The sequence below is a fragment of the Oleiharenicola lentus genome, from assembly GCF_051660365.1.
GTDB lineage: Bacteria > Verrucomicrobiota > Verrucomicrobiia > Opitutales > Opitutaceae > Lacunisphaera > Lacunisphaera lenta_A.
The window spans coordinates 1218087-1232275 of sequence record NZ_JBOZXB010000001.1 but is presented as its reverse complement, the minus strand read 5'-3'; the positions used below and the strand labels follow the sequence as shown (position 1 = coordinate 1232275).

Below are 14189 nucleotides of genomic sequence, written 5' to 3'. Positions count from 1 at the left end.
TGCAGGTTCCCCCCGTGCGCTTCGGGATTGCGCTCGGATTGATCAACGGAGTCATCGGCATGATCACCGCGCCGATTCTGTTGCTCTCGCTTGGGGCGGCTGCGACGTGGGATACGAATTTGCTGCCGAAATTCCTCGGCATTCCGTGGCTGTTCGCGGGCGGGGCGGCGCTCTTCATGCCGTTTATTCACGCCGTCGGCGGCTTTCTCGTCGGGGTGCTGCTGGCGGTGATCTACAATTTTGCCGCGCGCTGGACGGGCGGCATCGAGTTCGTGATTAACGACTGAGTTTAACTTCAAAAAATGTCTGTTCCTCAACAACGCCGTCTGATTTTCGCTCACATCGATGAGCCCGGCTACACCAACGACATCGACTGCTACGTGCGCAACGGTGGCTACGAAGTGTTGAAGAAATCCGTCGCGCGCAAACCCGAGGAGATCATCGACGAAGTGAAAAAATCCGGCCTGCGCGGTCGTGGCGGCGCGGGTTTCCCGTGCGGCGTGAAGTGGTCGCTCGTCGATCGCAAGAGCGGCAAACCCATTTACCTGATTGTGAACGCCGACGAGTCCGAGCCGGGCACGTTCAAGGATCGTTACATCATGCACCAGGATCCGCACCAGTTGATCGAGGGCACGATGATTTCGTGTTTCGCGAACAACGTGAAGCAGGCCTACATTTACATCCGCGGCGAAATGCCGCACGGCGCCCGCATCCTCGAAAAAGCGATTCAGGAAGCGCGTGAAAAGAATTTCGTCGGCCAGAATATTCTCGGCACGAACTACAGCTGCGAAATCTACGTGCACCGTGGCGCGGGCGCTTACATCTGCGGTGAGGAAACCGGCCTGATCGAATCGCTCGAAGGCAAGCGCGCTAATCCGCGTATCAAACCGCCGTATTTCCCGGCCGTGCTCGGACTTTATCAATGCCCGACGATCGTTAACAACGTCGAGACGCTCTGCCACGTGAAGCACATCGCCGATTTCGGCGGCGAGGCTTACACGAAGATCGGCACGCCGAACAACACCGGCACGCGCATCTTTTGCGTCTCGGGTCACGTGCAGAAACCGGGCTATTACGAATTCGAAGCCGGCAAGATCACGATGGGCCAGTTGCTCAACGAAATCTGCGGCGGCCCGTTGCCCGGTCGCACCTTCAAGGCCGTGATTCCCGGCGGTTCGTCCGCGAAAATTCTCCGCTTTGGCGAACGCTATAAGGGCAAACGCAAGGTCGGCGCGGACATGGTCGACTACGATTGGGGCGTTGAAGATGTGCCGATGGATTTCGATTCGCTCGCGATGATCGGCACGATGGGCGGCTCCGGCGGCGTGATTGTGATGGACGATTCCGTCAACATGGTCGAAGCGCTCGCGAACATTAACGCGTTTTACCAACACGAGAGCTGCGGCCAGTGCACGCCGTGCCGTGAAGGCTCGTTGTGGATGAAAAAAATCACGACGCGCATGGTGCACGGCACTGCGCGCGCGGAAGACACCGCTCTACTCAAAAGCGTCGCCGATCAAATTCCTGGCCGCACGATTTGTGCCTTCGGCGAAGCGTGTTCATGGCCGACGCAGAGCTTCGTTGCCAAGTTCGGTGACGAATTTAAATCCTACCACGAGACCAAAAAAGCGCCCAAGCACGAGGCCGCGCTGCCGTTGATCTAATTTTTTCCGCAATGATCGCCTCTCCCAAACCTGCCGACCTCGTGACCATCAATATTGATGGCAAAGACGTTTCCGTGCCGAAGGGCACGAATGTCATCGAGGCTGCCAAGCTCGTCGGCGCCGAGATTCCGCATTACTGCTATCACCCGAAGCTGACCATCGTGGGCAACTGCCGCATGTGTCTCATCGAAATGGGCATGCCGGCGGTCGATCCCGCGACGAAGCAGCCGATCATGGATGCGGCGACGGGTAAGCAGAAAATTAATTGGATTCCGCGCCCGCAGATCGGTTGCGGCACGAACGCTTCGCCGGGCCTGCACATCCGCACGAATTCACCGATGGTGAAGGATTGCCGCGAAGGCGTGACGGAGATGTTGCTCATCAATCACCCGCTCGATTGCCCGATTTGCGATCAAGCCGGCGAATGCAAACTGCAGGAACACTCCACGGCTTACGGCCGCGGCTACTCGCGCTTCATCGAACAAAAGAACGTGAAACCGAAGCGCACCGAACTCGGGCCGCGCGTCACGCTCGACGACGAGCGCTGCATTCTCTGCTCGCGTTGCATTCGTTTCTCCAAGGAAGTCGCGAAGGACGACGTGCTGGGTTTCATCGACCGCGGCAGCTACAGCACGCTCACCTGCTATCCGGGCAAGAAGCTCGAGAACAATTACTCGCTCAACACCGTGGACATCTGCCCGGTCGGCGCACTCACGAGCACGGATTTCCGTTTCAAGATGCGCGTGTGGTTCCTCAAGCAGACGCCGAGCATCGACATGGAATCGTCGGTCGGCGTGAACAGCGAAGTCTGGAGCCGCGAAGGTGTCATTTATCGCGTCACCCCGCGTCGCAACGATGCTGTGAACGACACGTGGATGTCCGACTCCGGTCGCATGCTTTATAAACAAGTGAAGTCGGCAGACCGCTTGTTGCACCCGAAGCTCGACGGCAACACGACCGCCACTGAAATGGCCATTAAGACGGCCGCTGATTTGTTGAAAGCGGGTTCGGTCGCGATTGTCGGCTCTGGCCGCAGCAGCGTCGAAGAACAATTTCTCACGAAGCAACTCGCCGATAAGCTCGGCGTCTCCGCGCAACTCGTGAGCCGGGTAGGGAAGGGCGACAAGATTCTCATCTCCGCCGACCGCAACCCGAACGTCCGAGGCGCGCTCGTCACCCGCCTCATCTCGACGCTGCCTGAACAAAAGCTCGCCGGCCTCGCGGCCGACGTCGACGCCGGTCGCGTGAAAACGATTCTCTCGATTGGCGAAGATCTCACCGCGGCTGGCCTCACCGCCGCACAACTGGCGAAGGTTGCCGTCATTTATCTCGGCTCCCACAAGAATGCGACGAGCGACGCCGCCAAAGTTTTCATCCCGACGCTGACCGTGTTCGAAAAGAGCGGCACCGTGGTGAACCAACAATTCCGCCTCCAAAAATTCTCGAAGGCCGTCCCAGGTCCGGCGGGCGTGTCTGATGACCTCGTGACGTTGAGCAATCTCGTCGCGGCGATCGACGGCGCAAAATTGTCCGCCGACCTCGGCACGTTGTGGAATTCGCTCGCCGCGGAAGTCACCGCGCTCGCCGGCTTTAGCTACGCGACGATGCCTGCGCTCGGTCTTGAACTCGACAGCGCCGCGTGGGCCAACCTGCCTTACGTTGAAGGTGAAACTCTCCGTTACAAACCCGCGCCCGCTCCGGTTGCGGCCACCGCTTAATCGATGAATTCATCCCTTTTGATTTCCACGCTGTTTGTCGCGGTCGCCGCCGTGAGTTGGAAAGTGTTTACGCAACGCGTGGCTAACGACGTGTCGGAGTGGGAACTCACCGAAGCGCAGGGTCGCCGGCAGATTTTTCTCTATCGCGTGTGGAGCATCACCCTCGCCGGTTTTGGCGTGATGCTCGCCGTTTCCACTTTGAGCGCGAACTAACCCGATGATCGAATTCTGGTCCAATCTTCATCCCGTCGTGCAGGCCGTCATCAAAGGCCTCGCGGTGATCGGCGTGATTTTCCCGCTCGGTGGCGCCTGCTCGCTGGCCGAACGCAAAGTGTCCGCCTGGATGCAAGGCCGCCCCGGCCCGAACCGCGCGCTCCCGCCATGGATTGCGTGGGTGCCGGTGATCGCCCCGATCATGCAACGCCTGGGCGTGTTTCACTTGATGGCGGACGGCGGTAAGATGTTCCTCAAGGAAGATCCTGTTCCCGGCCACGTGAACAAATTCTATTTCATCATCGCCCCGATGGTCGCCATGATTCCGGCGCTGACGACGGTGTGCGCAGTGCCGTTTGGCGCTTATCTCGATGAAGCCGGCCGCGTGGTGCCGTTGATTCTTGCGAACGTTGATGTGGGCTTGCTCGCGGTGTTCGCGATTTCGTCGCTCGGGGTTTACTCATTGATTCTCGCGGGTTGGGCGTCGAATTCGAAATACCCATTCCTCGGTGGCATTCGCGCTTCGGCGCAACTCATCTCGTATGAGCTGTCGATGACGCTCTCGGTGATCCCGGTTTTCCTGTGGATCAATGCTCCCGGCACGGAAGGCACATTGAGTCTCTCGAAGGTGGTCGAATTCCAAAGCCAGCCCGGCCTCATCGGCGGCGCGTGGTTTGTGTTCATCATGCCGATTTCGGCGATCGTGTTTTTGATTTCGCTCTTCGCGGAAACGAATCGTCTGCCATTCGACATGGCGGAAGGTGAGGCCGATCTCGTCGGCGGTTTCCACACAGAATACGGCTCGCTCAAGTGGGGCCTGTTTTTCGTCGCGGAATACGGCCACATGATGATCGGTTCCGGCGTGTTCATTCTCCTGTTCCTCGGCGGCTGGAACCCGTTGCCGTGGGTTTCGCTGGAAACGTTGATCGGCTGGCTCGCGCAGTTGTCGCCGGTGATGGCGCATCCATTCGCAGTCGGATTGATTTCGATCAGCATCTTCATCGGCAAAGTGCTCGCGATGATTTTCCTCTTTATGTGGGTGCGTTGGACGGTGCCGCGCTTCCGCTATGACCAAGTGATGAAACTCGGCTGGCAAAAACTGCTGCCGCTCGCCATCGGCAACCTCATTATCTACGCGCTTGCGATCGCGTGGCTGCAAACCCGTTGATCTCCTGACCATGGCCTACGTCGTCGAACGCAAAACCCTCTCTTTCTCGGAACGTCTCTACATTCCGCAGATCTTCGCGGGCATGAAGGTAACGTGGAAGCATCTCTTCGCACCCAACGTTACGCTGGAGTATCCCGAGCAACGTCCGCCGATTCCAACCGGCTACCGCGGCGTGCCGACTTTGGTGAAAGACCCGAACGGTCGCGAGAAATGCGTCTCGTGCCAGTTGTGCGAATTCGTGTGTCCGCCGAAAGCGATCCGCATCACCCCCGGCGAAATTCCCGCAGATCAGCCCGACCGCGCGCACGTCGAGAAAGGCCCCAAGGCCTTCGATATCGATATGCTGCGCTGCATTTACTGCGGCCTGTGCCAGGAAGTTTGCCCGGAGGAGGCGATCTTCTTGCAGAATCAATTTTCGATGAGCGGCTACACCCGCGAGGAAATGGTGAACAACAAGGAACGTCTCTACGAACTCGGCGGCACGCTGCCCGACCAGCATTTCAAGTGGGACAAAAAGAAAGACGCCGCCGAGCACGGCAATGCGCACTGAGCCATGGCTGATTTTCTCTTCTACGTTTTCTCCCTCATGACCCTCGCGTGCGCGCTGGGCGTGGTGGTCAACAAAGACACCGTCAACGCCGCGATGAGCCTCATGCTGTCGCTTGTCGGCGTCGCGGGTCTGTTCGTGATGCTCGAAGCCGGCCTGCTGGCGTTCGTGTTGCTGCTCGTTTACGCGGGCGCGGTCGTCGCGCTGTTTTTGTTTATCGTCATGTTGCTCGACACGACAGGCGCTCCGAAACCTTTCAAGAAGGCCAGCATTGTCGCCTCGGTGATCGGCGCGGCGTTGCTCGCGCTCGGCATCTATAGCTTGAACGCGAAAGCGGAGTTTCCCGCGGCGGACGCGAACTTCGTGGCGCCGACGCTGAAAGATTACGCGGCGCAACTTTTCACGACCTACCTGCTGCCCGTGCAAGTCGTCGGCTTCATGCTGCTGATCGCCATGCTGGGCGTGATCGTGTTGAGCAAAAAATTCGCTGCCCCGGAGGATGCCAAATGAGTATCGGCCTCGAACATTACATTCTCGTGAGCGCGCTGCTGTTCGCCATCGGCTTCTTCGGCGTGCTGCTGCGCAAGAACACGCTCGTGATCTACATGTGCCTCGAATTGATGCTCATTGCTGCGACGATCGCGCTGGTCGCGTTCTCGCGTTTCAACGGCACGCTCGATGGCAACGTGTTCGTGTTTTTCATCCTGACGATTGCGGCGGCGGAAGTTGCGGTCGGTCTCGCCATCATCGTCGCCCTGTTCCGCAAGCGCCTGACGGTGCACGTTGAGGAATTGAACCATTTGAAGCACTGATATGTCGCCCGCTCAAACTGCTACCCTCATCTTGCTCACGCCGCTGGCTTCGGCGGCGTTGATCGCGCTGTTCCTGCGTAAACAAGGCGCGCTGGCCTCGTGGATTTCCACGGCGGCCGCTGGCGTCATCGCCGTGCTCTCGCTGCAACTCATTTTTAGCGGCACGCGTTTTGAAGAATCGATGGAATGGCTGCGCCTCGGCGATTTTGCGATTTCGATCGGTTTCAAATTCAACGACCTCGCGGCGCTCATGCTGTTTGTGGTCAGCTTCGTCGGCTTCCTGATTCACCTCTTTTCGCTCGGCTACATGCATGACGACAAGGCCCGCGCGCGGTTCTTCGGCGGTCTGTCGATCTTCATGTTCTCGATGCTCGGTATCGTGCTCGCGGACAATTTGTTCATGATTTTCATCTTCTGGGAGCTCGTCGGTTTCAGCTCATGGTTGCTCATCAATCATTACCACGAGAAGCAGTCTGCGGCGGACGCGTCGAAAAAGGCGTTTATCGTCAACCGCGTGGGCGACTTCGGTTTCCTGCTCGGTATCGTGATGTGCTATTGGGCGAACGGCACCGTGAATTTTTCGAGACTCGATGAACTCGGCGCGGCCAACAGTCTCGTTTACAGCACGGCGATTCCGTTGCTGTTGTTCATGGGCGCAATGGGTAAGTCCGCGCAGATGCCGCTGCACGTCTGGTTGCCTGACGCGATGGAAGGCCCGACGCCAGTCTCTGCACTCATCCACGCGGCGACGATGGTGGCCGCCGGTATCTTCATGTTGTGCCGCATCAATGTGCTGATGGTCACCGATGCGCTCAACGCCATCATGTGGATCGGCACGATCACGGCGGTTTACGCCGCCCTGTGCGCCATCGTGCAACGCGACATCAAGAAGGTGCTCGCTTACTCCACACTCTCGCAACTCGGCTACATGGTCGCCGCGTTTGGTCTTGGTTCGCTGGCGATAACTCACGAAATGGGCGGCGCTGCGCATAGTGTGGTCCTCGCCGCCGGTGTCGGCGCCGCGATGTTTCACCTTGTGACGCACGCTTTCTTCAAGGCGCTGATGTTCCTCGGGTCTGGCTCCGTGATTCACGGCTGCCACCACGAACAGGATATTTTCCGCATGGGCGGACTCGCGAAGAAAATGCCCGTGACGTTTGTGACGTTCACGATCGGCGTGCTCGCGATCATCGGCTTCCCGTTCCTCGCCGGTTTCTTTTCGAAGGATGCGATTCTTTATCTCGCGATGGAGAAAAACACGCCGGTGTTTGTGCTCCTCGCGTTCACGGCGGTCGTCACTTCATTCTATATGGTGCGCATGTGGCGCATTGTGTTTTTCGGCGAACCTCGTTCTGACGAAGCCAGTCATGCCCATGAGAGCGGTTTCGTGATGATTCTTCCGCTGATTCTCCTCGCGGGGCTTTCGATTGCCGGCGGCTACGCGGGTGTGTTTGAAAAGCTTGCCGGTGAAGTGGCGGCACTCGTGCCGCACGCGCATGGTTCGGCGCACACGACAATTCTCATCGTGAGCATCGCGGTCATGGTGATCGGCGCGGGCTCGGCATTGTTGTTCTACAAGCCCGTCGCGACCGATGCGCTCGAGCAAAAGGCTCCCGGCGCGTTCCGCGGCCTCGTTTCGCTCAAAGAATCGTTCGATAACCTCTACAATTACTACGTGGCGAAAGTGCAGCAGCGTTTCGCGATGTTGATCAACTTTCTCGAACAAATCTTCCTCGCCGGCCTGGTCATTCGCGGCGTCGCGGGATTTGTCGGCCTGATCGGTTATGGCGCCCGCGCGCTCTACACCGGCAGTCTCCACACTTACGTTTACTGGTTCCTGCTCGGCGCGGTGCTGCTCTGGGCATTTGCCGCTGGCGTGTTTTAACCACAGATAGACACAAATTAACACAGATGAATCCAAGCACTCAAAGGCACAGTCGATATGTCCGATTAGTTTCGGGCGTTACTGATCTGTGTCCATCTGTGTCCATCTGTGGTTTCTTATCCGGTCTTTGATTCTTCATGTCATTTAACGCCCAACTTCTGCCGATCGCCATCGCCACGCCCCTTGTGGCGGCGCTCATTATCGCGCTCGGGCTGCCCAAGCGGTTTTCGACCAAGCTGGCGGGGGTTGCTTTCGTAGTGCCGGCGCTCATCGCGTTGTGGCTGTGGAAAGAATTCCCGGCCGGTGGTGGCGCAGACTACCAGTTTCTCAGCAGTTACGATACGGGTCTCGCGAACTTCGGCATTACGCTGAAACTCGGTTTGAACGGCATCGCGCTCCCGATGTTCGCGCTCGCGGGTATCGTCGGCCTCGCAGCCGGGCTTTACGCACTGCGCTCGGGGGCGGAACGCCTGAAGCTTTACCTGACACTCTTGCTGGTGATGCACGGCGGTTTGATGGGTGTGTTCGCTTCGGTGGATATTTTCTTTTTCTACTTCTTCCACGAACTCGCGCTGATCCCGACGTTTATCATGGTCGGCATCTGGGGCGGACGTGACCGCAACTACGCGGCGATGAAGATGACGATTTATCTCACCGTCGGCGCGATGCTCTCGCTGATCGGTTTGATCGCGATCTATGTGAAGAGCGGCGAGAACTCCTTCGACTTGATCACGCTCAAGGAAGCGATTGCGGCGCGGGGTCTCGCTGACACCACGCAGAATTACATTTTCGGCCTGCTGATGTTTGGCTTCGGTATTCTCGTTTCGCTCTGGCCGTTGCACACGTGGGCGCCGCTCGGTTACGGGGCCGCGCCAAGTTCGGCGGCGATGCTGCACGCGGGCGTGCTTAAGAAATTCGGCCTTTACGGTCTCATTCAAATCGCGCTCCCGCTGCTGCCGGAAGGTGCGGCACACTGGGCGTGGAAACTCGCGCTGCTCGCCGGCATCGGCAACGTGCTCGTGGTCGGCTTCGTCACGATCGCCCAACGCGACTTGAAACAGATGCTCGGTTACAGCTCGGTGATGCACATGGGCTACGCGTTTCTCGGCATCGCGACGATGTCGGTCATCGGCGTCGGTGGCGTGGTGCTTTTGATGGTCGCGCACGGGTTGTCGGTTGCGCTGCTCTTCCTGCTCGCCACGAGCATCCATCATCGCACGCACACGTTCGATCTTACGGAGATGGGCGGCTTGGCGCAAAAGACTCCCGTGCTCGCGGCGTTTTTCGTGGCGGCGACGATGGCCAGCGTCGGACTTCCAGGCTTTGCCAACTTCTGGGGCGAACTCGCGGTCTTCGTTTCTCTATGGAATTTCTCTCCGGCGATTACCGCGGTGGCGGTGGCGGGTGTAGTGATTTCTGCGATCTACGGTTTGCGCGCGGCGGCTCGCGTGTTCTTCGGCCCAGCCAGCGAAAAATTGCAGCAAGTGACGGCGCAACATCCGCCGGTCGATTTGAGTTGGGGTGAAAAAATCCCAGCGCTCATCCTGATTATCGCGCTGCTCGTGTTTGGTTTTTATCCGAAGCTCTTGTCGGAGCCGGTCAATGATGCGCTCAAGACTCCTGCTGCCGCCGCGGTAGCTGCCCCGCAAACTTCTGTTTCCCGGACATGATGACGACCGAATACCTCAAAGCTGTCGCTGAATCGAATCAGTGGTGGGCAATCGGCCCGGAGATGATTCTGGGCTGCGCCGCCCTCATGCTGCTGGTGATGGAAGTAGTCATGCCGAAGAATCAGCACCGTCTGATTCCGATCTTCGCGCTCTCGGCTCAACTGGCTGTGCTGGCGTCGGTTTTGCTAAACTTGGACACGGCGTGGCAGGATCAGCCGTTGTTCGGTGGATTGATCGTGCTCTCGAATGTCAGCCAGGTCGGTCGCGTGTTCTTTCTGGTGTCGTCGATTCTTGTGACGTTCCTCGCGATGATTTGCCTGCCGCGTTCGCGGATGCCACGGGTGGAGTTTTATCACCTGATCATGGTGGTGACGGCGGCGATGATGCTACTCCTTGAGAGCAACCACTTCGTCATGCTGTTCGTGGCGCTCGAGACGGTGACGATTGGTTTCTATATTCTCGTGAGTTATTTCCGCGACAGCGCGCTTACGCTCGAAGCCGGTTTGAAATACCTCGTGCTCGGCGCGCTCAGCTCGGCGATCATGTTGTTCGGCATCGTGCTGCTTTACGGCGCGGTCGGCAAAGTCGTCATCAACGGCGTCGTGCACACCGGTTTTGAGTTTCCGATTGTCGCCGAGTTCCTCGCGAACAACCCTGATAGTTTCCTCGGCCTCGCGGGTGCGCTGCTGGTGATCGGTGGCGTCGCATTCAAGATCGGCGCGTTCCCATTTCACGTATGGATTCCCGACGTTTATCAAGGGGCTCCGACTCCCGTGACGGCGTTTCTTGCGGTGTCTTCGAAAGCGGCGGGTTTCGGGATGCTGATGGTGCTCGTGCTTGCGGTGTTTGCACCGTTGCAAGCGGTGCTCGTGCCGGTGCTTTCGCTGCTCGCGGGAGCCTCGATTATTTTTGGTAACCTGTCTGCGCTCACCCAGCGCAACGCCAAGCGCCTCATGGGCCTGTCAGGCGTGACCCACGCGGGCTACCTGCTGCTCGGCGTGATTGCGGCGCTCACGGTCGATTGGGCGGCGGGCGCGGTGTGGTTTTATCTTTTCACCTACATGCTGGCCTCCATGGCGGTGTTTGGCGTGATGGCTTATGTCGCGGGCGACAACGACGCCGACCAGGAACTCGACCATTACGAAGGTCTCGCGAAGAAGCATCCGTTCCTCGGTGGAGTCCTCGCGGTGGGTGTGGGTTCGCTCGCGGGCATCCCGCCGCTGGCTGGTTTTATGGGCAAGCTGCTGTTGTTCGTCGCGGCATTTCAGGCCCATCTCTACTGCCTGCTCGCCGTGGCGATTGGCGGGGTAATTGTTTCGATCTACTACTACTTCGGTTGGATTAAGGCAGCTTACTTCGAAACGTGGCGCCCGACGCATGCGACGACCGAAAGCCAGCCCATCGAACGTGTCGTAACCAAGCCTTCGTTGATCGGCGCCTTCACGCTGACCGTGCTCGCGCTGGCGACGGTCTTGCTCGGTTTCTACCAGGCTCCGCTGAGCGCGTGGTTGTTGCGGTAAGGATTTAGCGAGTAAGGATCGTTGTCTTTAACAGCTCTCTGGGATTTGCATTCACTGGGAACGGAGTCGCGCGTCCGACAGGTTGGTTAGAGATAATCGAACCCGCCTTTCGGCCGCGAAAATTAAACATCCGTTCGTTGGGTTTATTTTCTTCGCGTCAGTTCGGTAAAGTGTTTCGTCTGTGGCCACGCATGAAGGTTACCGGACTTGCCATTGTGCCGCCTCCCTCGGCGGCGGATTTACCCAAAGTAACGCCCGAGTTACTTGCGTCGGTGCTGGCGCGTTACTCGCGCAGCAACGATGGCATCGGCAAGATTCTTGAGAAGGTGGATATCGCCAATCCCGACGAGTCGATTGACCGAATCCTGAAGTTTGTCGATTACGGGCATGCGTCGATCGGCGGGCTGACGGGCGGACTCGCGATTGCCCTCGACGATGTGTCGATGTGGCTGGCCTATAAAATTTTCGAAATCGCGCAGATGGCCGACGGGCAGGAATCGAGCACGCGCTACATCACGATGGCGGCGACGAATCTGCCGACCGCGGACGAACTCGGCATCCCCGAAGATCTCGCCGCGCGTTGGACGGACCTGATGGCGAAATCGTTTGCCGCGTATAACGCGGAATACTGGCGCCTCGATACGGCGGCGGTAGCGAATCCCAATCTCGTGCGCCTGCCAAAGGACGCCAAGCCTGCCGTCGTCACGCGTCTGCGCAAAAACTACGCGCTCGATCGCGCGCGCTATTTCATTCCGCTCGCGACGCGCACGAATCTCGGTCTCGTCCAAAGTTCGCGCATGTGGGCGACGACGGTGAAACAGCTCGATTCGCTCGGCATGCCGGAAGCGTCGCAAGCGGCGAAGTTGATTCGCGACGAATTGATGAAACAGTCACCGCGTTTGATGCGGCATAGTTTCGCGGAAAAATCTTACCAAATGCAGGCGCAACAAGAACTCGCGACGAGCCTGCAATTAGGACTGGAGCGTCTTTCGACCAAGCCGCTGGCTGATGAAGTGTGGGTCAAAGTTGACCGCGATCTGCCACCTTGGCTGCAGGATGCGCAACCAGTCGCTGAAGCGCTGCGGCACCGCGCGAATCGTTACGGATACCAAGGCACTGCGACCCGCCGTATGCGCGTAACGTTTGCGTGGAACAACATGGCCGTGGCCGAGCTGCGTGATTTGAACCGTCACCGCACGGGCCATCGTTATACCCCGATGATTCAAGCGGGCTTTTATCTGCCGCCGGAGATTCAGCACGCGGAGCATCAGGCGCTGCTCGACGAACAAGCGGAGTTGACCCGCGAGTTGATGAAACGCGGTTCGGCGGCGTATGTTTACACGATGTTGCTCGGCGCGCAGACCCCCTTCGAGCACAGCACGCACGCCGACAAGTTCATTTACGAAGCCGAGTTGCGCACGGGCATGGGCGCGCATTATCGCTATGCGGAGCATTTAAGCGCGGTATTGCGGGAGTTTTTCAAAAGCGTGCCCGAGGCGCAGGAATGGGTCGTCGAAGGCACTGCTGAGCCAGAATAGTCTTGCCGCTATTTTCGGCTAAAACGAACATCCGCTCACGGTGCCCCGTATGTTTTGCCGAGCAAAAATCAGCGTTCTGGTTATTTTGGTCGGAGCAGTGACTGCCATCGCGGCACCGCTGGATCCGGCGCAAAAAAATTCCTTGTTTCAACCGGCCGCGACGTCGGCACTCACAAAAGCCAAAGTGATTAAGCCTTCCGCCGCCACGCAATGGCCCCAGCGCAGCTCGTGGAAAGAAGTTAAGGTTCAAAAGATCGCCCCCATTTCGCGAGTCGCCGCTGATGTTGAACTGAGCGGGATCACTTTTCAAAAAACCAAGGAAGCGCCGTCCGCGTTAAAAGCGGCTCCAGTCAGTCGCGCGGGAGGCAACCGCTGATCCATGAACGCGCGTTTCAAAATTCTGCAGTTCAACATGCAGTATGGCCAGATGTGGGACGACGCGTATCCCGACCACGCGCCGATTCGACTCGCGATGACGGTGGAAGAAATCCGTTCGCATGACGCCGATATTATCGTCCTGCAGGAAGTCGAACAGACCGAGTCGGGCGGCAAACAGGCCGAACCTCCGCCGCATTACACGCGGCTTCGTCAGGAGTTCAGCAACTACGACAGCGTCTTTTCCTACCCGAAACCGGATGAGCGCGAGTTGCCGTTTGGTATCGGGTTGGCGATTTTCTCGCGCACGCCGTTGCGTGATCACAAGTTCGTCAACTTGCCTTCGCCGCCGGTCGAATTCGATTTCTTTGGGGACAAGAAAACACCAACGGACCGTTTGCTGATCGCGGCCACCACCACGCTTTACGGACGCGACGTGCGAATTCTCAATACGCACTTGCTGGCGTTTTTCATGCTCAACACGACGAGCGAAGAACACCGCGGCCAGCGCGATCTGGTGGAAGCCGAGTTGCGCGAGAGCCGCCACATGCCGACGTTGCTCACGGGGGATTTCAACGTCAGCCGGCACCAGTCGCTGGTGCAGCAATTTGCGAGCGCCGGTTACCAGACCGTGCAATCCACACAGCCGACGTGGCGTCGTCGTCCCTACGTCCTCGATCACATCTTCTACAACGAGTGGCTAAATCCGATCGAGTGGTATGTGAAGCCCACGCCGGCGTCTGATCACCACGCGCTCGCGGCAGAGTTTCGGTTTACGCGATAAAGTGTCCGATCACGAGCGGCGGATGCGTTCTTTCTCGCTGTCGCGCTCTTCGTTGAGACGCGCTTTTTCGCTGACGATTTGCTGGCGCACTTTGTCGGCTTCGTCGAAATTCTGGCTGCCGAGCGCCTCGTTGAGTTTTTGCTTCAGGAAAATTTCGCGCTCGGCGATTTTCCCCTGATACACGCGGTCGATCTCGGCGAGCCGGGCCTTTTTTTCCGCCGTCAACGGCTTGGCGGCCGGTTCGGATTTGGCGAGGCGTTCCATGGCGAGTTCGTAGGCGCTTTTCATGGAACGA

At 58.4% G+C, this 14189-nt stretch carries 14 protein-coding genes; 13 read left to right on the top strand and 1 reads right to left on the bottom strand.

Annotated features, from left to right (window positions below):
- The first annotated feature begins 14 nt into the window (after window positions 1-14).
- The 13 genes from ACRRQW_RS04470 (at window position 15) to ACRRQW_RS04410 (ending at window position 13894) form a co-directional block, all read left to right on the top strand.
- Window positions 15-287 carry a hypothetical protein gene (locus ACRRQW_RS04470; RefSeq protein ID WP_438480059.1) on the top strand — a complete coding sequence of 91 codons (273 nt, stop codon included), beginning with the start codon at window positions 15-17 and terminating at the stop codon, window positions 285-287.
- 15 nt (window positions 288-302) lie between these two features.
- Window positions 303-1664, top strand: a complete 1362-nt coding sequence (gene nuoF, locus ACRRQW_RS04465) for an NADH-quinone oxidoreductase subunit NuoF (RefSeq protein ID WP_438480058.1) — start codon at window positions 303-305, stop codon at window positions 1662-1664.
- An 11-nt stretch (window positions 1665-1675) separates the two neighbouring features.
- Window positions 1676-3382 (top strand): 2Fe-2S iron-sulfur cluster-binding protein, encoded by a 1707-nt coding sequence (locus ACRRQW_RS04460; protein ID WP_438480057.1) that lies wholly within the window; start codon window positions 1676-1678, stop codon window positions 3380-3382.
- A gap of 3 nt (window positions 3383-3385) precedes the next feature.
- Window positions 3386-3595: a hypothetical protein gene (locus ACRRQW_RS04455; RefSeq protein WP_438480056.1), complete on the top strand. Its 210-nt coding sequence runs from the start codon at window positions 3386-3388 to the stop codon at window positions 3593-3595.
- 4 nt (window positions 3596-3599) lie between these two features.
- Entirely contained in the window at window positions 3600-4763 is a 1164-nt protein-coding gene (locus ACRRQW_RS04450) for a complex I subunit 1/NuoH family protein (protein ID WP_438480055.1), read from the top strand.
- 10 nt (window positions 4764-4773) lie between these two features.
- The gene (locus ACRRQW_RS04445) at window positions 4774-5313 is read left to right on the top strand and encodes a NuoI/complex I 23 kDa subunit family protein (protein WP_438480054.1); all 540 of its coding nucleotides are present in this window, start codon (window positions 4774-4776) and stop codon (window positions 5311-5313) included.
- A gap of 3 nt (window positions 5314-5316) precedes the next feature.
- Window positions 5317-5820: an NADH-quinone oxidoreductase subunit J family protein gene (locus ACRRQW_RS04440; protein WP_438480053.1), complete on the top strand. Its 504-nt coding sequence runs from the start codon at window positions 5317-5319 to the stop codon at window positions 5818-5820.
- Entirely contained in the window at window positions 5817-6122 is a 306-nt protein-coding gene (gene nuoK / locus ACRRQW_RS04435; protein WP_438480052.1) for an NADH-quinone oxidoreductase subunit NuoK, read from the top strand. The genes ACRRQW_RS04440 and nuoK overlap by 4 nt, the downstream gene beginning before the upstream one ends.
- 1 nt (window position 6123) lies before the next feature.
- The gene (gene nuoL, locus ACRRQW_RS04430; RefSeq protein WP_438480051.1) at window positions 6124-8007 is read left to right on the top strand and encodes an NADH-quinone oxidoreductase subunit L; all 1884 of its coding nucleotides are present in this window, start codon (window positions 6124-6126) and stop codon (window positions 8005-8007) included.
- 137 nt (window positions 8008-8144) lie between these two features.
- Window positions 8145-9677 carry a complex I subunit 4 family protein gene (locus tag ACRRQW_RS04425; protein WP_438480050.1) on the top strand — a complete coding sequence of 511 codons (1533 nt, stop codon included), beginning with the start codon at window positions 8145-8147 and terminating at the stop codon, window positions 9675-9677.
- On the top strand, window positions 9674-11197 hold the full coding sequence (locus tag ACRRQW_RS04420; protein ID WP_438480049.1) for an NADH-quinone oxidoreductase subunit N: 1524 nt from the start codon (window positions 9674-9676) through the stop codon (window positions 11195-11197). The genes ACRRQW_RS04425 and ACRRQW_RS04420 overlap by 4 nt, the downstream gene beginning before the upstream one ends.
- Window positions 11198-11388: 191 nt before the next feature.
- Entirely contained in the window at window positions 11389-12735 is a 1347-nt protein-coding gene (locus tag ACRRQW_RS04415; protein WP_438480048.1) for an FAD-dependent thymidylate synthase, read from the top strand.
- A 379-nt stretch (window positions 12736-13114) separates the two neighbouring features.
- The gene (locus ACRRQW_RS04410) at window positions 13115-13894 is read left to right on the top strand and encodes an endonuclease/exonuclease/phosphatase family protein (protein ID WP_438480047.1); all 780 of its coding nucleotides are present in this window, start codon (window positions 13115-13117) and stop codon (window positions 13892-13894) included.
- A 9-nt stretch (window positions 13895-13903) separates the two neighbouring features.
- On the opposite strand, the gene ACRRQW_RS04405 is transcribed toward ACRRQW_RS04410, so the two are convergent.
- A complete protein-coding gene (locus ACRRQW_RS04405) occupies window positions 13904-14182 on the bottom strand; it encodes a hypothetical protein (RefSeq protein WP_438480046.1) in 279 nt (92 codons plus the stop codon).
- Window positions 14183-14189: the final 7 nt, after the last annotated feature.